The organism is Paenibacillus lautus (assembly GCF_050482385.1).
GTDB classification, from domain to species: Bacteria; Bacillota; Bacilli; order Paenibacillales; family Paenibacillaceae; genus Paenibacillus_AQ; species Paenibacillus_AQ lautus_B.
In genome coordinates this window covers 601,751-627,719 of record NZ_JBCNHV010000010.1, presented here as the reverse complement: position 1 = coordinate 627,719, position 25,969 = coordinate 601,751, and the positions used below count along the sequence as shown (strand labels likewise).

General features: G+C 52.2%; 20 protein-coding genes. All 20 read left to right on the top strand.

Going from position 1 to position 25,969, the window contains the following annotated elements:
- The first annotated feature begins 222 nt into the window (after positions 1 to 222).
- The 20 genes from addB to recO all read left to right on the top strand — a co-directional run bounded on the left by addB (position 223) and on the right by recO (position 25,644).
- Positions 223 to 3,753, top strand: coding sequence for a helicase-exonuclease AddAB subunit AddB (gene addB / locus ABEW73_RS14105; protein ID WP_430167027.1), 3,531 nt, complete (start codon positions 223 to 225; stop codon positions 3,751 to 3,753).
- The gene (gene addA / locus ABEW73_RS14100; protein ID WP_430167025.1) at positions 3,750 to 7,874 is read left to right on the top strand and encodes a helicase-exonuclease AddAB subunit AddA; all 4,125 of its coding nucleotides are present in this window, start codon (positions 3,750 to 3,752) and stop codon (positions 7,872 to 7,874) included. The genes addB and addA overlap by 4 nt, the downstream gene beginning before the upstream one ends.
- Before the next feature lie 51 nt (positions 7,875 to 7,925).
- Positions 7,926 to 9,104, top strand: coding sequence for an exonuclease SbcCD subunit D (locus ABEW73_RS14095; protein ID WP_430167023.1), 1,179 nt, complete (start codon positions 7,926 to 7,928; stop codon positions 9,102 to 9,104).
- On the top strand, positions 9,105 to 12,557 hold the full coding sequence (locus ABEW73_RS14090; RefSeq protein ID WP_430167022.1) for an AAA family ATPase: 3,453 nt from the start codon (positions 9,105 to 9,107) through the stop codon (positions 12,555 to 12,557).
- Positions 12,558 to 12,833: 276 nt separating this feature from the next.
- Positions 12,834 to 13,193 carry a histidine triad nucleotide-binding protein gene (locus ABEW73_RS14085; protein WP_071222932.1) on the top strand — a complete coding sequence of 120 codons (360 nt, stop codon included), beginning with the start codon at positions 12,834 to 12,836 and terminating at the stop codon, positions 13,191 to 13,193.
- Positions 13,194 to 13,378: 185 nt separating this feature from the next.
- Positions 13,379 to 13,552, top strand: a complete 174-nt coding sequence (rpsU, locus tag ABEW73_RS14080) for a 30S ribosomal protein S21 (RefSeq protein ID WP_005547957.1) — start codon at positions 13,379 to 13,381, stop codon at positions 13,550 to 13,552.
- A 16-nt stretch (positions 13,553 to 13,568) separates the two neighbouring features.
- Positions 13,569 to 14,009: a GatB/YqeY domain-containing protein gene (locus tag ABEW73_RS14075; protein ID WP_053489149.1), complete on the top strand. Its 441-nt coding sequence runs from the start codon at positions 13,569 to 13,571 to the stop codon at positions 14,007 to 14,009.
- Between the two features lie 257 nt (positions 14,010 to 14,266).
- On the top strand, positions 14,267 to 15,628 hold the full coding sequence (locus ABEW73_RS14070; RefSeq protein WP_430167020.1) for an NfeD family protein: 1,362 nt from the start codon (positions 14,267 to 14,269) through the stop codon (positions 15,626 to 15,628).
- A 95-nt stretch (positions 15,629 to 15,723) separates the two neighbouring features.
- A complete protein-coding gene (gene floA / locus ABEW73_RS14065; RefSeq protein WP_430167018.1) occupies positions 15,724 to 16,731 on the top strand; it encodes a flotillin-like protein FloA in 1,008 nt (335 codons plus the stop codon).
- Between the two features lie 18 nt (positions 16,732 to 16,749).
- Complete coding sequence (locus ABEW73_RS14060; protein ID WP_430167017.1) at positions 16,750 to 17,319, top strand: hypothetical protein; 570 nt, start codon at positions 16,750 to 16,752, stop codon at positions 17,317 to 17,319.
- A 197-nt stretch (positions 17,320 to 17,516) separates the two neighbouring features.
- Positions 17,517 to 17,810, top strand: a complete 294-nt coding sequence (gene yqfC, locus ABEW73_RS14055; protein WP_430167015.1) for a sporulation protein YqfC — start codon at positions 17,517 to 17,519, stop codon at positions 17,808 to 17,810.
- On the top strand, positions 17,807 to 19,000 hold the full coding sequence (yqfD, locus tag ABEW73_RS14050; RefSeq protein ID WP_430167013.1) for a sporulation protein YqfD: 1,194 nt from the start codon (positions 17,807 to 17,809) through the stop codon (positions 18,998 to 19,000). The genes yqfC and yqfD overlap by 4 nt, the downstream gene beginning before the upstream one ends.
- A 6-nt stretch (positions 19,001 to 19,006) precedes the next feature.
- Positions 19,007 to 19,978 (top strand): PhoH family protein, encoded by a 972-nt coding sequence (locus ABEW73_RS14045; RefSeq protein ID WP_430167011.1) that lies wholly within the window; start codon positions 19,007 to 19,009, stop codon positions 19,976 to 19,978.
- Between the two features lie 14 nt (positions 19,979 to 19,992).
- Positions 19,993 to 22,293, top strand: a complete 2,301-nt coding sequence (locus ABEW73_RS14040; protein ID WP_430167009.1) for an HD family phosphohydrolase — start codon at positions 19,993 to 19,995, stop codon at positions 22,291 to 22,293.
- 2 nt (positions 22,294 to 22,295) lie between these two features.
- On the top strand, positions 22,296 to 22,793 hold the full coding sequence (gene ybeY / locus ABEW73_RS14035; RefSeq protein ID WP_430167007.1) for an rRNA maturation RNase YbeY: 498 nt from the start codon (positions 22,296 to 22,298) through the stop codon (positions 22,791 to 22,793).
- On the top strand, positions 22,793 to 23,176 hold the full coding sequence (locus ABEW73_RS14030) for a diacylglycerol kinase family protein (RefSeq protein WP_430167005.1): 384 nt from the start codon (positions 22,793 to 22,795) through the stop codon (positions 23,174 to 23,176). Before ybeY ends, ABEW73_RS14030 begins: the two co-directional genes overlap by 1 nt.
- A gap of 19 nt (positions 23,177 to 23,195) precedes the next feature.
- Positions 23,196 to 23,603, top strand: a complete 408-nt coding sequence (gene cdd / locus ABEW73_RS14025; RefSeq protein ID WP_430167004.1) for a cytidine deaminase — start codon at positions 23,196 to 23,198, stop codon at positions 23,601 to 23,603.
- A 71-nt stretch (positions 23,604 to 23,674) separates the two neighbouring features.
- Positions 23,675 to 24,577 (top strand): GTPase Era, encoded by a 903-nt coding sequence (gene era, locus ABEW73_RS14020; RefSeq protein ID WP_430167002.1) that lies wholly within the window; start codon positions 23,675 to 23,677, stop codon positions 24,575 to 24,577.
- A 134-nt stretch (positions 24,578 to 24,711) separates the two neighbouring features.
- Positions 24,712 to 24,852, top strand: a complete 141-nt coding sequence (locus ABEW73_RS14015; RefSeq protein WP_430167001.1) for a YqzL family protein — start codon at positions 24,712 to 24,714, stop codon at positions 24,850 to 24,852.
- A gap of 36 nt (positions 24,853 to 24,888) precedes the next feature.
- Entirely contained in the window at positions 24,889 to 25,644 is a 756-nt protein-coding gene (gene recO, locus ABEW73_RS14010; RefSeq protein ID WP_076320596.1) for a DNA repair protein RecO, read from the top strand.
- The last annotated feature ends 325 nt before the right edge of the window (positions 25,645 to 25,969 follow it).

The window sequence follows — 25,969 nt, the reverse complement described above, 5'->3', positions numbered from 1 at the left end:
TTTTGGAATGGGAATGAAATCCAAACATATGTTCCATCAAACGATACTTATGCTATACTAGTAATCAACATCTTTTTTGATAGAGAACGAACCAAAACGTGGATTGTACATGAATTTTGATACATTTGACTAATAGATTCAAGGGCATGATTTCACCGGACGCGCAGCTTGTTTTGAAGGTGAAGGAGTCCCTTTCGAAAGACGATGTAAAGGGGGCATAGCATGAGCATTCAATTTGTTATCGGCAGGTCGGGCAGCGGCAAGAGCACGTCGATCCGCCAAGAGATGATCGAGCGATTGGAGCAAGATCCGAAGGGGAATCCGATGATACTGATCGTTCCCGAGCAAGGGTCCTATGAAGCAGAGCATGCACTCGTTAATGCGGGAGGCATTCGCGGGATAATGCGCGCGCAAGTGCTTAGTTTCCGTCGATTGGCTTATCGCGTCATGCAGGAAAGCGGCGGGGCCGCAAAGGTGGCGATCAGCGAAGAAGGAAAGCGCATGCTGCTGTACAAAATTTTGCGGAGGCGCAAAGAAGAGCTCCAATTGTTCGGGGCTTCAGGAGAGCAGCATGGTTTTGTCGGTAAGCTGAGCGAGCTGTATACGGAAATGAAGCGCTATTGCATTGACGCTTCTTGTGTGGAGGAGCAGCTGGGACAGATGGTATCAGGCTCCGGGAATTCACCGATGCTTCGGCGCAAGCTGGAGGACATCGTAACGGTTTTTCGCGATTTTGAGCTTGAGATTTCACGGTTTTACATGGATGAGGAAGACACGCTGGCCTCATTAGCAGCGGGCGTGACCCAATCGGACTATATGAAGCGCGCCGACATTTGGATTGATGGTTTCCATGGTTTTACGCCGCAGGAGTACCGGGTGCTCCGGGAAATTATGGCGCATGCCAACCATGTAACGATTGCGTTGACACTGGACAAGCCTTATACGAACGGCAATGTTCCGCATGAGCTGGATCTCTTTCATCCTACCGCAGTGACGTACATAAAGCTTAAAGGCATTGCCGATGAGATGGGGTTGGATATGGAGCATCGTATTCTGCAACCCGATGTTCTTCCACGGTTTCAAGAATCCCCTTTGCTTGCCCACCTGGAGCGCGGTTATGATCGGAAGAAACGTTGGACGAAAGCTGCTGGGGACGGAGTTGCAGTGAGCAATCCGGACCGCAGCAGGACAGGTCTTCTTCTGCATGCTGCCAGTCACCGCCGGGCTGAAATCGAAGGGGCTTTACGTGAAATGGTGCGTCTCGCTCGGGAAGAAGGAGCAAGATACCGGGAAATGGCCGTGTTTGTCCGGAATATGGGAGAATATGAGCATCTGATAGGTCCTTTGTTCAGGGAACACGGCGTTCCTTATTTTCTGGATCAGAAGCGGAGCGAGCTGCAACATCCGCTGGTCGAATTTATTCGATCTGCTCTTGATGTCATTGGACGCCGCTGGCGTTATGAGGACGTATTCCGCTGCGTAAAGACGGATCTGCTGCTGCCGCTGGACGGTTCGCTTACCCGTGAGGACATGGATCGTCTGGAGAACCATGTGCTGGCTTCCGGAATCCAGGGCTCGCGCTGGACGGATGGCCGCCCGTGGAAGGGAATTCCAAGCCTCTCATTAGAGGATGGAGAGAGTGAGGTGCGCAATTCGGATGGGATGCAGGCGATTGAGTATGCCAGAAAGGTGATTACGGAGCCGCTACATGCGTTTGAGAAGCGGATGAAAAAGGCTGCGAGTGCAATGGATCAGAGCACCGCAGTCTATCGGCTTCTGGAGGAAACCGCTGTTCCCGAAAAGCTGGAGCTGTTAAGCCGCGCTGCTCTGGATGCCGGGCGTCCTGAGGAAGCCAGGGAGCATCGCCAGGTATGGGGGGCTGTGCTTGACCTGCTCGACCAGATTGTGGAGATGATGGGTGCGGAGAAGTTGAGCGCCGAATTGTTCACGGGCGTGCTGGGTACGGGACTTACGGAGATGAAAATGGCTCTGGTGCCTCCGTCTCTGGATCAAGTGCTGATCGGCAGCATGGATCGGACACGGACGGGCGGGGTGAAGTATGCTTTTCTGCTCGGCATTAACGATGGTGTTCTCCCAGCCCAGTTTCAGGACGATGGGATCCTGACAGAACCGGAGCGTGTTCAGCTCGAAGACCGCGGCTTGGAGCTAGCTCCAAGCATATCCCGAAGACTGCTGGATGAACGGTTCCTTATTTATAATGCTCTGACTTCGGCCAGCAAGCAGCTGTGGGTCAGCTATCCTGCGGCAGACGATGAAGGCAAGACGTTACTGCCATCCGAGGTCATCCGCCATTTGAAGATGATGTTTCAGGTAGAAGAGCTGCCTTTGTTTCCAAGACCGCATGCCGGGCAACCGGCCAGCGAGCAGGAGCGTTATGCGTCCCGTCCTGATAAGACGTTGGCTTACTTGACGGGTCGGCTTCGCGATTGGAGGAATGGAGAGGAGATCCCGAACATTTGGTGGCATGTGTACAATTGGTACGCGGAACGGCCGGATTTAAGGTCGCGTCTTTCTTCGTTGCTCTCGTCCTTGTCTTACCGGAATGAAGCAAGGCCGCTTAAGCAGGAAACGAGCAGGCAGTTGTATGGAACGAAGCTGCGGACAAGCGTGTCGCGGATGGAGCGCTTTGTTGCGTGCCCGTTTTCCCATTTTGCCTCCCATGGTTTGAAGCTGAGAGAACGGCAGCTTTACCGTCTTCAGGCTCCTGACATCGGGCAGCTATTTCATGCTGCCTTGAGCAGCATGGCCGTGAAGTTTCAATCCCAGCATCGAAGCTGGGGAGACCTGACCGCGGAGGAATGCCTACGCGAGGCGGAAGCGACCGTCGATCGGCTTGCTCCCATGCTGCAGGGTGAAATCCTGCTTAGCTCCAAGCGATACGGATATATTTCGCGCAAGCTGAAAAACATCGTGGGCAGAGCGTCCGTGATTTTGGGTGAACAAGCAAGGCGCGGCAAATTTGAGCCGATCGGTCTCGAGCTCGATTTCGGTCCTGGGAAGCCGCTGCCACCCCTGACGTTTGAATTGCCGAACGGGGTTAAGATGGAGGTTGTCGGGCGTATTGACCGGGTCGACATGGCACGCGGAGAGCATGGGATCATGCTGCGGGTCATTGATTATAAATCCAGCCAGAAGGATCTGCGATTGCATGAGGTCTACTATGGGTTATCCTTGCAGATGCTGACCTATCTGGACGTGCTGCTGACGTTTGCGGAGGACTGGCTCGGCGAACAGGCTTTGCCAGCAGGAACCTTGTATTTCCACGTTCATGATCCAGTCTTGCAATCCGCAAACGGCATGACGCCGGAGCAGGCGGCTGAGGAGCTGCTCAAACGATACAAAATGAAGGGCCTGCTGCTGGCAGACCGCGAAGCGGTTTCCCTTATGGATTCGTTCCTTGAAAAAGGGCACTCGGCCATTCTGCCTGTAGCCGTCAAAACGGACGGCAGCTTCTACAGCAGCGCAGCAGTGGCAACGCCGGACCAGTGGGAGACCTTGTTGTCCGCCGTGCGGGAGAACATGCTGAATATCGGCTCCAGAATTACGGGGGGCGATGTCGCGATTGTGCCATACCGGATTCAGCAGGAGACCGCCTGCACGTACTGTTCCTTCCGGCCTGTATGCCAGTTCGACGACGCAATTGAGGGCAGCGAATATCAGCTGCTGGGTAAACCGGGTAAAGATCAGGTTTGGGATATGCTTGGACATCCGAAGGGAGGAGAGAGCCGGTGAGAGAGAGAATAGCAAAACCCGAGGGCAGCATGTGGAGTGACGACCAGTGGAAAGCCATCGCGCTGTCGGGTGATGACATGCTGGTTGCAGCCGCAGCCGGTTCAGGGAAGACCGCCGTGCTGGTTGAACGGATCATTCGCAAAATCCTCGACGATACCGCGGGGTTCAGCGTCGATCGGCTTCTTGTGGCTACGTTTACCAAGGCAGCGGCTGCCGAAATGCGGGGACGGATTCGGGAAGCGCTTGACCGTGAGCTGGACCGGGATCCGGACAATGAGCATATCCGGCGCCAGCTCGCTTTGCTTGGCAGGGCGTCGATTACAACGCTGCACTCCTTTTGCATGGAAGTCATTCGGCGATATTATCAGTTAATACCCCTGGATCCGGGATTCCGCATTCTGAATGAACATGAGGCGGATTTAATGCGGCAGGACATGCTGGAGGAGCTGTTCGAAGAGAAATACGGCGAGGCCGAGGGCAACCAGGAAAGTCGGTTTCTGCATTTGGCGGACTGGTTCAGCGGCGAGCGAACGGATGACGCGCTGTACCGTCTCGTTCAGCGCCTCTATGATTTCTCCCGCAGCCATTCCTGGCCGGCACACTGGCTCAGGGAAACGGCTGCCGGCTTCCAGGTACAAGATACGGAGGCTCTCGGACAAACGCCATGGGTTCAAAGCATTTTGGCTGATGCCCGTCTGGCTTTGAACGGAGCGGCCGGCTTGCTGCAGCAAGCCAGGGCGATCGCCATGCAGCCGGGAGGGCCTGCGCCGTATGTGGACAATCTGGAGGACGACTTGCGGCTGGTCGCCTCCTTGCTTGAGGCCATCGATAGTTCGCCGTGGGAATCGTTGTACGGCATATTCCGCGAGGCGTCTTTCGGCAAGCTCAAATCCGTTCGGAAGGATGAGGTGCTGCCGGAGCTTCAGGAACAGGTTAAGGAACTGCGCGACAACGTGAAGAAAATCGTCAATGAGCTGAAAAGTGCATTGTTTGGCCGTCCGGCATCGGAATTTTTGCAGGAACTTCACACGGCAGCGCCGCTGATGATGGAGCTGGCCGAGACGGTTATCGCTTTTGGCGAGCGATATCGGGAAGCCAAAGCGGCCAAAGGCATGGTCGACTTTAACGACCTTGAGCATTACTGCCTTCACATTCTTCGTCACCCCGATTCAGTACCGGGCCATATGATGCCTTCAGATGCGGCGATGGAGTACCGCGAGCAGTTTGATGAAGTGCTGCTCGACGAATATCAGGATACGAATAGCGTACAGGAAGACATTGTACGATTGATCTCCCGGGAAATGCCGGGCAACCGATTTATGGTCGGAGACGTGAAGCAGAGTATTTATCGGTTCCGCTTGGCGGAGCCGGGACTGTTTCTCGATAAATATAAGACGTTTTCTTCCGACGCAAGCACGGCCCAAGCCGGTTTACGGATTGATCTGGCCCGTAATTTCCGCAGCCGGATGGAAGTGGTGGATGCGGTCAATTTGCTGTTCCGACAGATCATGAATGAATCCGTAGCCGAGATTGCCTATGATGCAAGGGCGGAGCTAGTATGCGGCGCTTCCTTTCCGGAGCAGGAGGTTCAGGGCGGCACAAACCCTTACTCGCCTGAATTGCTCCTGATCGACCGTCTTGGAAAAGGGACGGAGGAGCAGTCCGAAGAATCGGCTTCCGAAGAGGACGGGGTTCATCTTGAGGTTGAGGCGCTTGAAATGGAAACCGCCCAGCTGGAGGCCCGCGCCATTGCCCGCAGAATCCGTGAGATGACGGGCGAAAACGGGAAGCCGCTCATGGTGTACGATAAGGGACTGAAATCGATGCGGCCTGCGGGGTATGGGGACATGGTTATTTTGCTTCGCTCAGCCATGGTATGGGCACCGTTAATTATAGAGGAGCTGCGGCAGGAAGGGATTCCGGCGTTCGGCGAGCAGAACAAAGGGTACTTTCAGGCGACGGAAGTGGAGATCATCTTGTCGCTGCTGCAGGTGATTGATAATCCCCTGCAGGATATTCCCTTGGCTTCCGTATTACGCTCGCCGATACTCGGATTATCCGAGGAAGAGATGGCACAGGTGCGCCTGTGTGCCAAAGGAACATATTACGATGCGCTTAAGGCTGCAGTCGCGTTAAGTGTCGTCCCGTCGGTCATGGATTCGGCGCGCCCTGTGGGCTTCGTGGATGGCAAATGGACGCCGGGCGTAGAGCTGGAAAGTTTGGCTGAAGCAGCAGCAGGTCATGATCTCGTGGCAGGCAGCCTTCTTTCGGATGCTCCGCTATCAGCGGAAGGTCAGAATATCGAAATATCTCCAGAGCTTAGCTCAAAACTTGGATTGTTTATGGATCGGCTTCAGCACTGGCGGCAGGAAGCGCGTCAAGGAAGTTTGAGTGATCTGATCTGGCAAATTTATAGCGAAACTGGTTATTTGGATTGGGTTGGCGGTCTGCCCGGCGGCAAGCAGCGTCAGGGCAATCTGACCGCCTTGTATGACCGGGCCGTGCAGTATGAACAGGATACAGCCTCCAGAGGTCTCTTCCGTTTCCTGACCTTTATCTCCCGGCTCCGGGAGCGAGGCGGGGATCTCGGCACTGCCGGCGGTACGGAAAGCCAGGGCAATGCGGTGCGCCTGATGACCATTCACAAGAGCAAAGGGCTGGAATTCCCGGTTGTTTTTGTAGCGGGATTGTCCAAAAATTTCAACCAGCAGGATTTGAATTCCCCTTTTCTTATGCATAAGGAGCTAGGCTTTGGACCGAAGTTTGTGGATGAAGGCATGCGCGTTAGCTATCCCACGCTGCCTAACCTGGCGATCCGGCGCAGGTCGCAGCTGGAGCTGTTGGCTGAAGAGATGCGCGTGCTCTACGTTGCCCTTACGCGGCCTAAAGAGAAGATGATTCTGGTCGGCACGGTGAAGGATTTGCCGAAGAAGGTAGCTGCGTGGGCACAAGCCGATTTTAACCCGGAGCTTCTTCTGCCGGATTACGTCCTTGCCCGGGGCCGGAGTTACTTGGATTGGATCGGCCCGGCCGTGATACGCCATCCATCCGCAGGTCTGCTCCGCGAGAAAGCGGGCTTATCCGGGGAGACGAGCTCACGCGTGTTGAGAGAAGATCGATCGCATTGGATTTTTTCGATCGAGACGCCGGAATCCTTGGCGCAAGTCATGATCGGCATTAAGGATGACGTGCAGGCGGATAGCGATGACCGGATGAATAAGCTGAAAGCCCTGCACAAGCTCGAGCCGGTTGTTCCGGTGGCTAGTATAGCCGAAGCGGAAGATACGGGTACGGATGATGAGCGTGCAAGCATCTTTGAGCGCTTGTCTTGGAAATATCGTTATGAAACGGTCAGCCAAATTTCCGCCAAAACGTCCGTAACGGAGATGAAGAAGCTGCTTGCCTTGCAGGACAGCCCCTCCCTGGATCTGCTGGAGGAGCAGGCCGTAAAACGTCAGAGCAAGGAAAATATCGGGGCAGGCTCATCCTTCACACTAAGCCTGCGGCGGCCGAAATTTATGGAGTCAACGAAGCTGACACCCGCGGAACGGGGAACCGTGTATCATACGATCATGCAGCATGTGCCTCTTCAACGATTGGAGGGAGCCGCGGAACCGACGCCGGAGATCGAAGACACGATCCGCTATCTTGTGGAAAAAGAAATCTTAACCGGTGAGCAGGCAGCCGCGGTGGAAGCCATGGAGATCAGCGGCCTGTTTGCTTGCGAGGTAGGGAAGCAGCTGCTGACCGCAGAGGATGTCTGGCGCGAGATGCCGTTTTCATATGCACTCCCTGCAACTGAAGCTTATCAAGGGCTCGCTTTCATGGATCAAATCTCGGACCAAGCGGCCGAAGCAGCGCCGGATGTGCAGCTCCTTCAGGACGAAACCGTGCTGATCCAAGGGGTTGTGGACTGCCTGTTCAGGCAGGGCGGTAGACTTGTGCTGCTGGATTATAAAACGGACCGGGTGCTGGAGCATCGCGGCGGCGTTTCGGCCTTGGCAGAGCAGTATCGTTTTCAGCTGGATCTGTATGCAAAGGCCTTGGAGGATATTTTAGGCGAGCCCGTACATGAAAAATGGCTGTACTTTTTTGATGGGGGACATGCCGTTCAACTATAGTCGTTTCGATTTGTTTGATTTGGAAGTTTGAAGCGGGAGAGGAGATTAGCGATGCGTATTTTGCATACCGGAGACTGGCATCTGGGACGCGCACTTGAAGGCCGGAGCAGGCTTGCAGAGCAAGAGCGCTTTCTGGATGAGCTGGTTCAGCTGGCAGATGAAGAGCAGGCCGATCTGATCCTCATGGCGGGGGATGTTTATGATTCCGTAAATCCGCCTGCGGCTGCAGAGCAGTTGTTTTATGATGCGGCCGCCAGACTTACGGAGGGGGGCCGCCCTATGGTGGTCATTGCAGGCAACCATGATCAGCCGGAACGGGTTGCATCGGTCACGCCGCTTGTTGCAACCAGGGGCATAACGCTGATTGGGACTCCCGTCGCCGATGCGATCACTGTTGCAGCGGCACGTACCGGAGAAACGGCCAAGATTGCAGCACTCCCTTATCCGTCGGAGGCCAGGCTCAATGAGCTGCTATCGATAGATGGAGATGAGGATCAGCTCCGGCGTGCCTATAGCGAGAGAGTCGGACAACTGATGAGGAAGATGGCAAGGGAATTTTCCCCGCAGACGGTCAATCTGGCCATGAGCCATATTTATGTACTTGGCGGCGTCGAGAGCGATTCCGAGCGGCCGATTCAGGTCGGTGGAGCGTACACGGTTGATCCGTTGGCACTCTCTGTAGGCGCATCCTACACGGCGCTTGGTCACCTGCATCGTTCTCAGGCAGTTAAAGGGGAGGGAATCATCCGCTACAGTGGTTCACCGCTGGCCTACAGCTTCTCGGAAGCGGGACAGGCCAAATCGGTGACCCTGGTTGACGTATCGCCAGGAGGAGCCCCCGTGATTGAGGAGCTGTTTCTCAGCAGCGGCCGCCCGCTTGTTCGCTGGAAGGCCAAGGGCGGCTTGGAAGAAGTGTATCGATGGCTTGATGAGGGGCGTGATCCCGAAGCATTCATAGATCTGGAAGTATCCCTAACGGAGGCCATGGGGCTTGCCGATATTCAGCGACTTCGAAAGAGCAGGGACGGCATTGTTCACATCCGTCCGGTTTACCCGGAGATGGAGGCGCTGGAGTTGGAGAGCGAGCGCTCAAGGCTGCCGCTGCCGGACCTGTTCCGAAAGTTCTATCAACGGCAAACGGGCGGGGCGGAGCCCGAGGATCATCTGGTCGATTTGTTTCTGGAGCTTGTAGAGGAAGAGGAGTCTGACGGGATGGAGGTGAAGTCGTAGATGAAACCGATCTTGTTGAAGTTATCCGGATTGCAGAGTTATCGAGATACGCAGGAGATCGATTTTGAGACGTTGTGCGAAACCGGACTCTTCGGTATTTTCGGACCGACGGGAAGCGGGAAATCCACGCTGCTGGATGCTATTACTCTAGCCATGTACGGAAAAGTGGAACGCGCGGTTAACGGAACCCAGGGCATCATGAACCATTCGGAGGACAGCCTGTCCGTCTCCTTTACGTTTGAGTTGTCTTCCGCTGCCGGGCTAGAGCGATACCGGGTAGAGCGCCGATTCAAACGGGTCAACGAGCTCTCCATCAGCAATACGGTGAGTCGATTTATCCACGTTACCCCCGATGGGGATCAGGTGATGGCGGATAAATTGGCCGAAGTCACTCGCTGCGTAGAAGAGAAAATCGGACTTAAAATGGATGATTTTACCCGAGCGGTCGTTCTTCCTCAAGGAAAGTTTGCCGAATTCCTCTCTCTGAAGGGGAGTGAGCGTCGGCAGATGCTTCAGCGGCTGTTTCATTTGGAACGGTACGGAGATCAGCTTGCAATCAAGCTCAGCCGCCGCGTTAAGGATACAGAGGGTTCGCTGAAATCCGTCGAAGCTGAACAGCAAGGGTTGGGCAGTGCAGGCAAAGAAGCTTTAGCGGAAGCGACTACGGTGCTGGAAGATGCCAAGAAACACGCGGCGTCATCCCGGAATATTCTCCGGGCCGCCATTGAAGCCCATGAAGCCATGGGCAAAATCCGTGAGCTGGATATGGAAAAACGGCGGCTGCTGGGGAAACTGGACGAGCTTGCCCTTCATGAGGAAGAGATGAAGGAGCTGGAACGAAAGCTTGAGCTGACAGGGGCGGCAGCCGCTGTTCTCCCTGCACTTGAGGCATGGCGCGAATCGGGCAAAGCCTGGGATCAGCGGCGGCAGATTGCCGAAGGACTCACCGCCCAAGCTGCATCCGCTCAGAAGGCGGCGGAACAGGCCGTCAAGGCGGATGAAGCTGCCCAGGCAGCCCTTCGGGCCGAAGAGCCGAAGCTGGTGCTTCGGGAGCAGCAGCTGGAGCAAGCTGTTGTATTGCAGCGGGAACGTGATGAATTACGGGACGAACTGATTAGGCTGGATGCACAGCGAGTGGATGCACACAAAGAGCTTGAAGGGATAACTGCCCAGTTGCAGAAGGAGCAGGAGCTGCTAGAACGAGGCCGAAAGCGGCAGGAGGAGCTGCAAGCCAAGCTGAAAGGGCTTGAGACCCGCTCTGGTGAGCGCCAGGCGCTTCATATGGCGATGCAGAAGGTTCAAGCCCTTGAGTCTGCCGGAAGACAGAAGCAGAAGGCTGAGCTCGATCTAAAGTCACAGGAGAGCAAGCTGAAGGAGCAAGAGGCAAGGCTTATTGCCCTGCAGAAGCAGGAGCAAGAATTGCAACGGCACTACATACAGCTCTCCGTGCAAGCTGACAGCTTGCAGCGTGATGCAGCCGAAGCCTCATCGTTTGCCGATCGGATGGCAGCCGCGGCAGCTCAGGTAAACCAGGCGATGAGCCAATCGCTTCGCGACAAACAGCTTCATGCCCTGTCCCTTTCGCTGGCCGCCGAACTTCAGGCAGGAGCACCTTGTCCGGTTTGCGGGAGCGAACATCATCCTCGCCCTGCTGCCTCATCCGGGCAGTCTGAACATAATCTTGATGAGAGCATGGATCGACTGACGCAGATTACGCATCAGATCCAGGAGGCTAGATTAACCCTGCGGGGGCAGCTTAACGAAGCGGAAGCGCTGGCTAGTCAAACACGCTCGCAGATTGAGTCGTACGCAGATGACGAGCTGCTTGCCGTCACACGCGACGGGCAAGAACAGGAACGCGGATGGATGGAGGCGGCAGTGTCAGCCATACCTGCCACTGATAAACCGTACGATGTGGAAAGGCTTGCTTCGGATACAGCATGGCTCCTAAAAGCAGCCGAAACTCAGGCTGCTGCCATCGGACAATGCCGTACGGAAGCCTCCAAGGTACAGCAGAGCCTCTTCACATGCCAGCAGGAGCTTATGAAACAGAGCGCCGCGCTTGAGAATGGTCAAATGACATGGAACCAGCTGCGGGATCAGCTTGCAGGACTGGAAGCAGAAGCTGAAGGCATTCTGAATTCCTGGCAGGAAGTCAAGCCGGATTTCTCACTGGAAGAGGCGGCCGGCCGTTTTAAGCTCATGCAAGAGAAGGATGCGGAATCCGAGTCGATCAAGGAAGGGCTTGAGCGCAGCGTTCCATTTATTGAGGAGAAGAAGCAGGCTGTCCTTCGCTTGGAGCAGCAGCTTCGTGAGCTGGAGAAGCAGCTGATTCAATGGGATGCGCAGCGTGAAGGCAAGGCGGAGGGGCTGAAGGATAAAGAAGAGCGTCTTCAGGCATGGATCGGTGACCGGTCGGCTGAGGAGCTGCTGGGTGAATGCCGGACCAGAATGACGATACTGAAGGAATCCGCGGAACAAGCCAGAAACGAGTGCAGGAAGGCAGAGGAGAAGGCTCAGCATGCAGCCAAGGAAGCGGCTCTTGCAGAACAGGCAGAGAGAGCTGCGCAGGAGCAGCATCAAGCTGCCAAGCTTGCCTGGGAGAACCAGCTGGCAAGCTCACCGTTCGCTACAGAGCGTGCCGTCATGGAAGCCTGTTTAACCCCGGAAGAAATCGAGCGATGTGCACAATTAGTGAAAGCACATCGGGAAGGACAACGGGAATGGACGCTGAGACTTCGCGACGTCGAACAGAAGCTTGGCGCAAGCCCTTTTCATGAAGAGGAGTGGGAACGGTGCTCAGCCGAGCTTCAGGCGGCCCGTACAGCCGATGAGGAGGCCCTTCAAGCGAGGGCTCGAGCTGAGCGAGACTTGGAAGACCTGAACAAACGTCACATCCGTTTTATGGAATTGGAGGAGAAGCGTCTTCGCCTTCAACGAGAGAGCGAGCGCTTGTCCAAATTGCAGTCCTGCTTGCGCGGAAACGCGTTTGTTGAATACATTGCGGAGGAGCAGCTGATGCAGGTGAGTCAGTCGGCTTCCCAGCGTCTTCGCTATTTGACCAAGCAGCGCTACTCTCTTGAGGTGGACTCCGGGGGTGGATTCGTCATTCGGGACGATGCCAATGGCGGCGTCCGGCGTCCGGTATCCACACTATCCGGCGGGGAGACATTCCTGACCTCATTGGCCTTGGCTTTGGCACTCTCGGCACAAATTCAGCTGCGCGGGCAATATCCACTGCAGTTCTTTTTCCTCGACGAAGGGTTCGGCACGCTGGATCCGGAGCTGCTGGAGACGGTCATTACCGCGCTTGAGCGCCTCCATACGGATAAGCTGACCGTTGGCATTATCAGTCATGTGCCCGAGCTTCGGGCGCGTCTGCCGCGCAAGCTGGTCGTACGGCCGGCGGAGCAAGCGGGAGCGGGATCGCAGCTTGCGATCGAATCGATGTAACAGCAAAACATGGATGATGTGATTTAGATCACGGAAACAGCAACATGGCACTGTTATAGTACAGATAAGCCGACATATGTAAGAAGCACCGGGCAGGCGCTTGATCATGAGAGATTCCTATCTATTTCCTTGCTCTCATGATCAAGCGCCTCCTTACTGGACAGCTACGTACCAGGGGTGCTTCTCTTTTTTGTGTGTTTAATTGTCATCAATTGGACGCACTGCCTGATTTCTTATATGATAAAAGCATGTAAACGTATGAAAGGGGTAACCGTAATGGATTGTCTTTTTTGTAAAATCGTAGAGGGTGAGCTTCCTTCCACGAAGGTACTCGAGAATGATAAGGTGCTTGTTTTTCAAAACATTAACCCGGAGGCGCCGGTTCATGTCCTGATTATTCCCAAGAAGCATATCGCATCCATGAACGATATTCAGGATGAAGATTTGCTGCTGATTGGCGAGATGCACAAAGCGGCTAAAGAAGCCGCGGCGAAGCTGGGCATTGCGGAGAGCGGTTATCGATTAATTAACAACTGCGGACCCGATGGGGAACAATCGGTGTTTCATGTGCACTATCATCTGATGGGCGGTCGCCGTTTGGGCGCTTTAACAGGCATTTCACCCGCTCATACATAACATCAGGCCAATGAAGAAATAGATCAGCCCCACAGCGGGAGCGTCGCAGCGGGGTTGATCTATTTCTTGCCACTATCGTAAAATAGACGTCTAAGGTTGACACCTTATTTCCGTTTGCCCTATAATGAAGTTTGATGAACCGTGTTAATGCTCTTGGACGGTCTGGTCGGAGGGAGGGAAAACTGGTGTCTGAAACTAAAGTTCGCAAAAACGAGACAATTGATGCTGCACTTCGTCGCTTCAAGCGTTCCATTGCTAAAGATGGCGTATTGGCTGAAGTGAAGAAACGCAAGCATTATGAAAAGCCAAGCGTAAAGCGCAAGAAAAAGTCCGAGGCTGCTCGTAAGAGAAAGTTTTAGGAGGATCTGAACTAGCATGAATCTTAGCGAACGATTGAACGAAGATATGAAGCAAGCGATGAGGAGTAAGGACAAGTTCAAACTCTCAACGATTCGAATGGTTCGTTCGACGATAAAAAATCTTGAAATAGATTTGAAACGAAGTTTGGATGACAACGAAGTGCTTGATATTTTTAGTCGTGAAATCAAACAGCGCAAAGATGCCCTCCAAGAATTTGAAAAAGCGGGACGCGACGATCTTGCCGCCGATGCAAAAGCAGAAATTGAGCTCCTTAGCGCCTACCTCCCGGAACAGCTTACTGAAGAAGAAATTAAAGTCATTGTACAGCAGACCATCCAGGAAACCGGTGCTTCTTCAAAAGCCGAGATGGGTAAAGTAATGAGCGCTCTCATGCCGAAAGTTAAAGGGCGTGCAGATGGAAAGCTTGTCAATCAAGTTGTTCAACAATTTCTGTAACAACATAAGTGAAACACCCCTTGTTTTCTCAAGGGGTGTTTTTTCTTTTTTGTGGATATGTTTTCGAGAACGGCCTCTTTGCGATGGTTTTTTCTAAGGATGGGCATACTTTTTGAAACGAAATCGTTTCTGATTCGTAGTAACTACCATATGAGGGCAAGTAGATACATATGCTTATGCAAAAGGCAGGTCGCTGAACCCTTTTTGTCGAAGTAAGGGTACAGATGGCTGATTAAGTCGAAAAGGAGGGGGAAAAGATGAACAGACAGATTTGGATGCGCAGGTTCCTGACTTTGACGGCAGCCGCCGTTATGGTGCTGATATCCATTGGGATGTATTTTGGTCCGACGAAGCCTGCGGTGGCGGCTAACGTTGGGTCGGTGTATGTCATTCCGGTCAAACAGCAGATCGAGCGCGGTTTAACCAGCTTTATGGAGCGTGGATTTAAGGAAGCCGAGAAGATGGCGGCAGGACTGATCGTCCTGGAAATTGATACGCCGGGAGGTCTGGTCGACCAAGCGGGTGAAATTGCATCCTTGATGAAGGCCAGCGATATTCCGATTGTGGCTTACATTACGGGTGATGCCGCATCAGCTGGGAGTTACATTGCGCTGAACGCAGACAAGATTGCCATGTCGCCAGGCAGCATGATTGGCGCGGCTTATATGGTGGATGCCAGAGGCAACCGAATTGAAGATGCTAAGTTGGTTTCCTGGTGGAAGAGCAAGATGGCTGGCGCTGCTGAAGCAAGCGGGCGAAACAAGAATATCGCCATGGGCATGGCCGATATCAATCTAAAGGTCGACATGCCTGAAATCGGTTTGACGAAGCAGCCAGGCGAGATTATATCTTTGACGCATGATGAAGCGCTTAAGACAGGCTATGCGGATACGATTGCAAGCAGCACGGAAGAAGTCATCGCGTGGATGGATTATTCTACTCAGGATGTATTCCGGATGGAGCCGACTTTCTCGGAAAAGCTGGCTACCTTTCTCACGCATCCCGGTGTCATGGCGCTCCTGCTCTTCATTGGTATTGCAGGTGTCATTATCGAAGTCATTGTTCCGGGCTTTGGTGTGCCGGGAATTTTAGGAGTTACCGCATTTGTATTGTATTTCTTCGGTAACCAGGTTGCTGGATTCGCGGGTTGGGAGACCTGGCTGCTGTTTGTGATCGGCATCGTGATGCTGGCGATGGAGCTGTTTGTGCCAAGTTTCGGGATACTGGGTATCATTGGATCAGCCAGCTTGATTGCCGGTGTCGTGCTGGCGGCCTATAGCACATCGCATGTCGCATTGTCCCTTGGTATTGCCGCCGCCTCGGCTCTTGTAGCTGTAATCGTTGTCGCTCTCGTATTCAAGGAACGGGGGATATGGCGGAAGTTCATACTTAGTGACAGCTTATCGAGGGAGCAGGGATATATTCCGAATGAAGACCGGGACGTATTAATCGGTCTCATTGGAACTTCAATTACGCCGCTCCGTCCAGCTGGAACGATGGAACTCGAGGGAAGACGTCTGGATGTGGTCACGCTGGGAGGATTCATTGATTCTGGTCGCCCGGTCCGAGTAATCAAGACAGACGGTACCAGAATTGTCGTAGAGGAAGAAAAAGGGTGAACCTCATCACGGAATTGTGTAGTATTAAAAGGGCTAGTGTTTAATCGGTTTCAGAATATGATGTAAATATTTTTCAAATGGAGGGTGAAGTAAGTATGGCATTGGATGGTTCTTTGATAACGATTTTGTTGATCGTGGTTGTCGCGATTATCGTGCTTAGTGTGTTTTTCAGTTTCTTCCCGCTAATGCTTTGGATCTCGGCGCTCGCTTCCGGCGTGCGCATCGGGATTATTACATTGGTGGCCATGCGCCTGCGGCGCGTAACCCCGAGCCGGATTGTGAATCCGCTCATCAAGGCAACCAAGGCAGGACTTGGCCTTAACATCAATCAGTTGGAGAGTCACTATCTCGCAGGCGGTAACGTAGACCGGGTGGTCAACGCCTTGATTGCAGCCCAACGCGCCAATATTCCGCTCGAATTTGAAAGAGCAGCGGCGATTGACCTTGCCGGACGCGATGTTCTGCAGGCGGTACAAATGAGTGTTAACCCTCGCGTTATCGAAACGCCGGTTGTAGCAGCAGTAGCCAAAGACGGTATTGAAGTCAAAGTTAAAGCCCGTGTAACCGTACGCGCCAACATTGACCGTTTGGTCGGGGGCGCTGGCGAAGAGACAATTATTGCTCGTGTTGGTGAAGGTATCGTAACGACAGTAGGTTCCAGTAATTCGCATAAAGATGTCCTTGAAAATCCGGATCTGATCTCGAGAACGGTCCTGTCCAAGGGGCTAGACGCAGGAACAGCCTTTGAAATCCTGTCCATCGATATCGCGGACGTGGATGTAGGCAAAAACATCGGTGCGTACTTGCAGACTGAACAGGCGGAAGCCGACAAGCGCATTGCCCAAGCGAAGGCGGAAGAACGCCGCGCGATGGCAGTAGCCCAAGAGCAAGAGATGAAGGCTCGCGTCGTAGAGATGAGAGCACGCGTTGTGGAATCGGAATCCCAAGTTCCGCTGGCTATGGCTGAAGCGCTTCGCAGCGGCCAACTGGGCGTGATGGATTATATGAACCTGAAGAATATCGAAGCCGACACCCAAATGAGGGGTTCCTTCGGTAAGATGGGTGAGAATAATGACAATCCCGGTGACAATAAAACCAAGTAACGATGAGGTGAGCCTATAGTGAGCTGGTTATTCGATAATATTTACATTGTAGCTGTTATAGGCTTCTTCATTATCTCCGCCCTCGGAAGACGCGGCAAGAACCCTGAGGAGGGGAAAAACCCCCGTATGCCGTCCTTTGGCGGCGAAGGGGACCGTCCTGCAAGACCGGGGCAGCAGCGGACTGAAGCAAGACGGGTACAGACGACTCCGCAAGTCTCCCGTCCTGCACCTGTTCAGGAAAGCACCCGGATCGAGCGGATGGATGAAGAAGAAACGGATACCGGAAACGGATACTCTCTTGAACATCGAGAGATTGATCGAGCGAGACGTGAGGAAGAGATGAGGTCTCAGCCTGATAGCATAGATCATAGACTCGAGATGATGGAGAGGGATTTGAACCGAATTCACTCGAATTTGAACCAAATGACCATTGCATTACCTGAAACGGTTGTCGAAAGCAGAGACGAAGATCCTGAACAGTCTAGGAGTAGTGGATCGTTTCTTGCAGAACAAGCTCGAAATGGCATTGTTTGGGCCGAAATTCTGGGAACTCCGCGTGCCAAGCGCCCGATGAATCCTCGTCGTTAAATTAGTGGATTCTTTCGGGACATTCGACCCGATTTATTGAACAAGATTTACGTAAATCAGATTCAATTCATAGATTCATAGAAGCGGGAGACCGCCTCGTCAGATTTTTTTGACGGGGCGGTCTTTTTACTTTTGATCTCATAAAACAGCTTCTTGGGGCATAAGGTGTACAGTACAGGAAGGGGGAAAGTCTCCATATGTCCCGCATCAGCCGCAAGCTGCAGAAATGGACCCAAGAAGTGCTTGATTTGCCACAGGACCTGTTATTTGATTTGCCGCGGTTGACCCTGATTGGCAATAAAGAGCTGCATATCGAAAATCATCGTGGAGTCCGGCATTTTTCCGAGGAGCGACTTGTGTTGTCTATAACGCAGGGTTCTTTGGAGATTTCGGGGACCGGACTTGCGATTCAGGCTATTCAAAGTCAAGAAGTGACCATCATTGGCACCATTCATCATATTCAATACATAGGAATGGGGGAGAAACCGTGAAGATTCCGACGATGATTCATCTTCGAGGATATTTGAAGCTCGCTGTTCGCGGTGAGCATGTGGAAGCATTCATCAATTCATTGGCGGAGGCGGGGACTCCGGTTTGGGATGTAACACCGACAGGGGCTCACTCAGCGGAGCTTAAGCTGCTGCTGAAGGATTTCAGAGGGCTCCGTCCGCTGTTAAAACGGACAGGCTGCCGCACGCGTATTAAGGGGCGCTACGGATACCCCTTCAAAGCTCGCCGCCTGATGAAACGCAAAGCGTTTGTTATCGGTATTGTTGCGTTTTTTATGATCCTGCTGACGCTTTCCTCAATGGTGTGGAACGTGGAAGTAGAGGGGAATGAAACCATCGCTTCAGAAGATGTGCTAGATGCGGCCAAGTTGGAAGGGATCTACCCGTTTCAATGGATATTCAAGCTGCAGTCACTGGACAAGCTGTCCGGGAATATGACGGCCCGCCTCCCGGGAACTTCATGGGTAGGGGTGGAGCGCAATGGGACGCGCATACGCATACAGATCGTAGAGGCGGCCGTACCGGAGAAACCGCCGCTCCAGAGCCCGAGGCATCTAATCAGTACGCAGGACGCTGTCATCACCCATATATACGCTGAGAAGGGGCTCCCTAAAGTAGGGATTAACAGCCGGGTGAAGAAGGGCGACGTTCTGATCTCCGGTGTCCTTGGGGATGAGGAAAATTCGGAACGAATTGTAGCCAAAGGGGAAGTGAAGGGCCTTGTATGGCATGAATACGATATCGAGATTCCATTGGTGAAAACCCATAAGGTTTATACGGGGGAAGGGAAGAAGCGCTCCTATATCGTATTTGGTGATCGGGCCGTCCAGTTGTGGGGCTACGGGGATATTCCGTTTTCGCAGCAGGAGACCTTAACCTTCTATGATCCGCTTACTTGGAGGACACGCGTGCTTCCGCTGGGCTGGATGACGGAAAAGATTATGGAGGTTACCGAGGTCCAGCGGACGATTACCGAGGAAGAAGCCAAGAAAGAGGGAATCGAGGGGGCACGCCGGGATATTTTGGTGAAATATGGGGCGGATTCCAAATTCGTAAGCCAAAAAATTTTGCATGATAAGAAAGAGAATGGTAAAGTTTATATGAAAGTGCTTTTTGAGGTGGAAGAGACCATCGCGAAAGAACTTCCCATAGTATATGATCAAGGAGAATGAGGCTATTTGTCACAGCAAACGACCAGCATTCAAATTTTACTTCAAAGCGCGTCAGAAGGTCTGTCCTTATTCGGACCACAAGATACATTTCTTAAATTAATCGAAAAAGAAATTCCTGCGACGATTGATTCACGGGAAGCAGTCATCACCATTCGGGGACAACATCGAAATGTGGAGAGTCTTCAGCAGCTGTTTGAAGTGCTGCTCCAGCTTGTGCGTAACGGCTACATTTTGACCGAGCGTGATATTCTTTATGCAGTAGAACTTGCCAAGGATCTGAGAGCGGATCAATTGCTGGATCTGTACAAGGGCGAAATCACGACAACCTTCAAGGGTAAGCCTATTCGTGTGAAAACCATCGGTCAGAAGCACTATGTGAGCACCATCAAGAAACGGGATATTGTATTCGGTATCGGTCCTGCCGGAACAGGGAAAACCTACTTGGCCGTTGTTCTGGCTGTTGCCGCACTGAAGGAAGGATCTGTCAAACGGATCATTCTGACAAGGCCGGCAGTCGAGGCTGGAGAGAGCCTGGGCTTCCTGCCAGGAGATCTGCAGGAGAAGGTTGACCCTTATCTCAGACCGTTGTACGATGCCTTATACGACGTCATGGGCCCGGATCAAACGGCCAAGGCGCTGGAGCGTGGGTTGATTGAAATCGCGCCGCTTGCTTACATGCGCGGGCGGACGCTGGATGATTCATTTATTATTTTGGATGAAGCACAGAATACCACGCCGGAACAGATGAAGATGTTTCTGACACGGCTTGGATTCGGCTCGAAGATGGTCATAACAGGGGACGTAACCCAGATTGACCTGCCGCGGGGCAAGAAATCAGGACTTATCGAGGCTAAAAGGATATTAAGTGAAATTGAGGAAGTCGGATTCGTCTATTTTGCCGAACAGGATGTCGTACGTCACTCTTTAGTACAAAAAATCATCGTCGCTTATGATAAAGCAGCAGAAAACCAAGATTAAAGGGGATTGTCGCAATGGCCTCCAAAGAACCATCGACGGACAAGTCCATATGGGGTAAAAACAGCGGATGGAAATATAGCGTGGCAACACGCTATATTCTGTTTTTGCTGCTTGCTTTACTCTTTTATATCAGTCTAGCATCCAAGCTTTTGCCGGAGCGGTATGACATTCAGGTCAATACGAAAAGCGAAAAAAATATCGTGGCCCCCGTGCAAATTGAGGATAGCAAGGCAACGCTGAAGGCACAGGAGGCGGCGGCGGAGAACGTCCAGCCGATTTACCCTCTCGTTCCTCTGCGGAATGACGTTCTGGTTACGCAAATCCTGGATCGCATTGAACGTTTGAATCAGGACGTGGATATAAGCTCCGCGGAAAAGGTGGAAGTTTATCGCAGAGAAATTCCGAGGATGGCCCGTGAATTCGTGCAAAACTTCGTGTCGGCCAACAGCACGAATGAAGCTTATTCCAAAGAGCTGCTTCAGGAAATGCAGCGGGTCATCGAAGAACAAACCTATCGGATCCCTGAGGAAACGTTCATTAAGATACCGAGGTTAAATTCGGAAGATATTATTCAGATGAAGCCTGTAGCTCGCGAGATTGTATCCAGGCTGATGCTGAACGAAATCGTGGATGCCGATACGGCCCGTACCCGCGTGGCGGAGAGAGTGAACACAAGCTCGTTGAATGATCGGACCGCCAGGGAAGTTGTTCAGGAATTGGCGAGTTTAACCATTACAGCCAACAAGTTCTATGATGAGGTTGCCACAAAGAATGCGAAGGTTGAGGCCAGAGAGAATACCCCGCCCGTATTTATCAAACAAGGGGATATCCTCGTAGCGAAGGGCCAGCTGATCACACCGGAGCTATACGAGCTGCTTGGTAAAAATGGCCTGCTGAAGGACGATATTAATTACTGGCCGGAGCTGGGCGTTCTGCTTCTGTCCGTCTTGCTGTCTCTTGGCATATTCAATTTCATCCGGCAATCGGAACCCGGCAAATTCAAATATAACAACTCGCAGCTGCTAATGCTGGTCCTGGTGTATGTGATCACGCTGATCCCCATGCATTTGACCGCATTTCTGCAAAGCGATTCCCAGATGTATGTGGGATATCTTGCACCTGTCGCGATTGGTGCGATTCTGATTACCCTGCTGCTGGAAACCTCGCTGGCCTATTTCAGCGTCATCATTTTCAGCATCATGGCAAGTGTTATATTGAACGTGCAAGGCGAATTGTTTGACTTCAAGTTCGGGTTATTCGCAGCCGTGACTTCTTGCGTGGCGATCTTCTCGATTCACCGCGCGAGCCAGCGGTCGACGATGCTGAAGGGCGGTATAATGGCTTCTCTCTTCGGCTCATTGATCGTGTTTATCATGCTGCTGATCAATAACGATACCTGGACTACGAGCGAAACGCTGTATTCGATCGGTTTTGCCATCGCGGGTGGATTGTTAACGGCCATCCTGGTTATCGGGTTAATGCCGTTCTTCGAAGTAACCTTCGGTATTCTGTCGGCACTGAAGCTGGTGGAATTATCGAACCCGAACCATCCGCTGCTCCGCAAACTGTTGACGGAGACGCCCGGAACATATCACCACAGTGTCATGGTCGGAAACCTGTCCGAAGCTGCGGCAGAAGCGATTGGCGCCAACGGACTGCTGTGCCGCGTCGGTTCTTACTATCATGATATCGGAAAAACCAAGCGGCCGATCTATTTCATTGAGAACCAGAACAATATGGAGAACCCGCATGATTCCATTGAACCGAAGCTGAGCAAATCCATTATCGTTGCTCACGCCAGGGATGGCGTGGAAATGCTCAAGGAGTACAAGCTGCCTAAACCGATACGGGATATCGCAGAGCAGCATCATGGCACAACGTTTTTACACTATTTTTATCATAAAGCGGTTCGCCAGGCGGAGGAGCAGGGCATCGAACCGGATTTCACCGAAGATGATTTCCGTTATCCAGGACCGAAGGCTCAATCCAAGGAGTCTGCGATTGTCGGCATAGCCGACAGCGTGGAAGCGGCTGTCCGTTCACTGCGCAAACCGACGGTGGAACAGGTTGAATCGATGATCGAGAAGATTATCAAAGGTCGCCTGGATGACCATCAGTTTAATGATTGTGATTTAACGATGAAGGAATTGGATATTATCGCCAAGACATTAAAGGAAACGGTGATGGGGATTTTCCATTCCCGGATCGAATATCCGGAAGATGTGAAGCGTCCCAAGCCGTCCCCGCCAAATGGCGATATCTCGACGGCTTCCGAGACATCCGCAACGAGTGAGGAACAGAGAAGGAGCGTATAAGAATGAGCCTGCAGCTGGCATGGAATAATGAACAAGAGGATTTTCAGATTAGCGAGGAATTGATCGCCCTGCTTGAAGTGATTCTTCAGAAGACCGGAGAGGCTGAAGGCGTAACCGATGGAGAGGTGGATCTGACCTTTGTCGATGATGAGCAGATTCATGAATTGAACCGGGAGTATCGGGGAATCGATCGTCCGACCGACGTGCTCTCCTTTGCGATGAATGAGATTACGAACGATGAGCTTGAGATCATTTATGAGCTTGAAGAGGGAGAAGAACTGGAGAGCGTGCCGGATGTTCTGGGTGATATCATTATCTCGGTCCCTCGGGCGAAGCTGCAAAGCGAAGAATATGGTCATTCCTTGGAACGGGAGCTCGGTTTTCTGTTTGTTCACGGATTTCTGCATTTGCTCGGATATGATCATCAAGATGAGGCGAGCGAGGCTGAAATGATGGGCAAGCAGGAGGCTGTACTTGCAGAAGTAGGATTGACAAGATAGTGAAGCCGCACAGACAATCGTTATACAGGGCATTTGGGTGCGCGATACGCGGCATCTTGACGGCTGTACAAACGGAACGCAATATGAAAATCCACATTGCTGCTGCCTTGATTGTATTCATCGCAGCAGCTTTGCTGCAATTGGATCGAATGAGCTGGTTGTTTTTGTTATTGGCGATTGCCCTTGTATTTATCGCGGAGCTGGTGAATACTGCGGTGGAGGCCGTTATCGATTTGATCTCGCCAGAAGAACATGTTTTAGCTCGGGTGGCTAAGGATACAGCAGCCGGTGCAGCGTTAGTTGCAGCGGTGTTTGCCGTCGTAATTGGCATTCTGGTCTTCTATGAACCGGTATGGGAATGGATACAATCAATGACAAGTTGAACAATAGGAGGAACTAGATATGGATGCAGGATTGTTAATGCAGGAAGCGATTAAAGCACGTACGCGGGCTTACATACCCTATTCGACATTTGGTGTGGGGGCAGCCCTGCTCGATTCGAACGGAGAGGTACATCTTGGCTGTAATGTAGAGAATGCCGCATATGGCCCTACCAATTGCGCTGAGCGTACAGCGTTGTTCCGTGCGATTGCCGATGGCCATGAAGCAGGAAGCTTCCAGGCCATTGCCATCGTTGCCGATACGGAAGGCCCGTGCACGCCTTGCGGGGTATGCCGGCAAGTGCTGGTGGAGCTGTGCAAGCCGGATATGAAGGTGATCATGGGAAATATGAAGGGTGACATCAAGGAGACAACCGTCAGTGAACTGCTGCCGGGAGCATTTGGTCCTTGGGATTTAAACAAGAAGTAGTTTGTAAATGAACAGGATCATATTAAGGTTTACACAACATGTAGATACAGGAACAGTAGCGGAGGAATGGTATGCAAAAAAAACAATTTAAGTCTGGGTTTGTGGCTATAATCGGAAGACCAAACGTAGGGAAATCAACGCTGATGAACCAGGTAATTGGTCAGAAGATTGCTATCATGTCGGACAAACCGCAAACAACACGGAATAAAATTCATGGTGTTTATACGACTAACGATTCCCAGGTGGTTTTTCTGGATACGCCGGGAATTCATAAGCGTCAATCCAAGCTCGGGGATTACATGAATCAGACCGCTTTGAGCACGCTGGGCGAGGTTGAAGCCGCCTTGTTTCTGGTAGACGCTTCCGAGGGCATCGGCGGGGGAGACCGTTATATCGCCGAGCAGTTGCAAAAGATCAAGACTCCAATCATCCTGGTGATGAACAAAATCGACAAGATTGAGCCGCCCGCTCTGCTGCCTCTGATTGAGCAATATCGGAAGCTGCATGATTTTGCTGAGATCGTCCCGATTTCCGCGAAGCTCGGCAACAATGTCGACACGCTGCTTGAACAGATACAGAAGTATTTGCCTCCTGGCCCGCAGTATTATCCTGAAGACCAGGTGACGGATCATCCGGAGCAGTTCGTGTGCGCAGAGTTGATTCGCGAGAAAATTTTGCATATGACAAGAGAAGAGATTCCTCATTCCATTGCGGTTACCATCGAGGATATGCGGGTGGAAGAGAGCGGAACCGTATATATTTCAGCCGTAATTTTTGTAGAACGCGACTCCCAAAAGGGCATCATTATCGGCAAGCAGGGTGCTCTGCTAAAAGAAGTTGGCAGACAAGCTCGTCAGGATATTCAAAGGCTGCTCGGGTCCAAGATTTTCTTGGAGCTCTGGGTGAAGGTTAAAAAAGATTGGCGCAATCAAGAACGCGTTCTTCGCGATCTCGGATTTCACCGTGGGGAATAAAGCCGTAGTGCAAATCGGAGGCAAATCATACACGGCGCCGCCTGCCAACAATTGCATTTCATAAATCTGCTCTAGGCGCACATCCTAATTTTCGTAGATGCGAAACGTCATTTCCGAAGAGAGGATGAATACGAATGCGAGATTTTTCGTGGAAGTATTTTGCGATGACTGGAGATGTCGATGCGTATTTGCTGTATAAGCAAACCGAGAGTGAGTCGGTTCTTACAGCTGCATCCGTTGAAGATGAGGCGGCCCCGCATGAAGAAGACGAGTAATTATTGGTTGTTCCAGGAATGGTTGGGGGAAAGCGCATGCTATATCGGGCGGAAGGGATTGTCATCCGCAGCATGGACTACGGTGAAGGGAACAAAATCATTACACTTTGCACCAAAGAATCGGGCAAGGTAGGAGTGCTGGTCAGAGGAGCAAAAAAGGTGAAGAGCCGACATGCTGCTCTGACACAGCTGTTTACCTATGGAGAGTATGTATTCTTCCGAAATGGTACGGGGCTCGGCAACTTGAATGCCGGTGAGATCATGGAATCTCATCACGGGCTCAGGGAGGATCTTGTGAAAGCCGCCTATGCTTCTTATGCCTGCGAGCTCTTGGATCGGGTGCTGCAGGATGAGGAGACGGGCGCTTTTTGGTTTCATCAGCTTAAAGCTTGTCTGGAGGCTCTTCAGGAGGATAAGGATCCTCAAATTATCATCAATCTGTACGAGATGAAAATTCTGCAGGCGGCAGGGTACGGGCCGGAGCTGGATGTGTGCATATCGTGCAATCAGCCGAGAAAAGACGAGGATATGTTGGTGAGCCCCCGGCTTGGCGGCGTCCTGTGCCGTTACTGCAAACATCTGGATCCGCCGGCGATGGCGATCTCGCCCAGAACGTTAAAGCTGCTGCGCCTGTTTGGACGGCTGGATTTAAGACGGCTAGGGAATGTGGATGTAAAGGACGAAACCAAGGCCGAGCTCAAAAAAATCATGCGGGCCTTAATGGATATGCAGCTTGGGCTCCGTCTGAAATCGCAAAACTTTTTGGATCAAATGGACAAGTACAATATTTGACGTAAGATCTAGAATGAGGTATTATATTTATCAGTTTATTAGTTTTTTGAATACTGACATGCATTGATCGGGAAAGTAGTGAATCATCAATCCGCGAAATAGCGAGCCGGGGGCGGTGGAAGCCTGGCGGGAGATATTCATGAACAGGGCACCCGGGAGCATGATGAAACGATAAAGTGGGTTTTGCTGATCGCTGAAGCCTAAGATTGTGTAGGCGACGCAGCAGGGCCAAGTAGGGTGGAACCGCGGGAAGCTACAGCTCTCGTCCCTATGTCTGTACAACAGGCGTAGGGCGAGAGCTTTTTGTTGTACAGAGAATGGATAC

Excerpts from the sequence above, each read along its gene's own strand:
- ybeY (WP_430167007.1), top strand. The coding sequence starts at position 22,296 with ATGAGCCTGCAGCTGGCATGGAATAATGAACAAGAGGATTTTCAGATT.
- ABEW73_RS14040 (WP_430167009.1), top strand. The coding sequence starts at position 19,993 with ATGGCCTCCAAAGAACCATCGACGGACAAGTCCATATGGGGTAAAAAC.
- yqfC (WP_430167015.1), top strand. The coding sequence starts at position 17,517 with ATGTCCCGCATCAGCCGCAAGCTGCAGAAATGGACCCAAGAAGTGCTT.
- ABEW73_RS14085 (WP_071222932.1), top strand. The coding sequence starts at position 12,834 with ATGGATTGTCTTTTTTGTAAAATCGTAGAGGGTGAGCTTCCTTCCACG.
- addB (WP_430167027.1), top strand. The coding sequence starts at position 223 with ATGAGCATTCAATTTGTTATCGGCAGGTCGGGCAGCGGCAAGAGCACG.
- era (WP_430167002.1), top strand. The coding sequence starts at position 23,675 with ATGCAAAAAAAACAATTTAAGTCTGGGTTTGTGGCTATAATCGGAAGA.
- ABEW73_RS14090 (WP_430167022.1), top strand. The coding sequence starts at position 9,105 with ATGAAACCGATCTTGTTGAAGTTATCCGGATTGCAGAGTTATCGAGAT.
- cdd (WP_430167004.1), top strand. The coding sequence starts at position 23,196 with ATGGATGCAGGATTGTTAATGCAGGAAGCGATTAAAGCACGTACGCGG.
- ABEW73_RS14095 (WP_430167023.1), top strand. The coding sequence starts at position 7,926 with ATGCGTATTTTGCATACCGGAGACTGGCATCTGGGACGCGCACTTGAA.
- ABEW73_RS14075 (WP_053489149.1), top strand. The coding sequence starts at position 13,569 with ATGAATCTTAGCGAACGATTGAACGAAGATATGAAGCAAGCGATGAGG.
- ABEW73_RS14070 (WP_430167020.1), top strand. The coding sequence starts at position 14,267 with ATGAACAGACAGATTTGGATGCGCAGGTTCCTGACTTTGACGGCAGCC.
- floA (WP_430167018.1), top strand. The coding sequence starts at position 15,724 with ATGGCATTGGATGGTTCTTTGATAACGATTTTGTTGATCGTGGTTGTC.
- recO (WP_076320596.1), top strand. The coding sequence starts at position 24,889 with ATGCTATATCGGGCGGAAGGGATTGTCATCCGCAGCATGGACTACGGT.
- ABEW73_RS14015 (WP_430167001.1), top strand. The coding sequence starts at position 24,712 with ATGCGAGATTTTTCGTGGAAGTATTTTGCGATGACTGGAGATGTCGAT.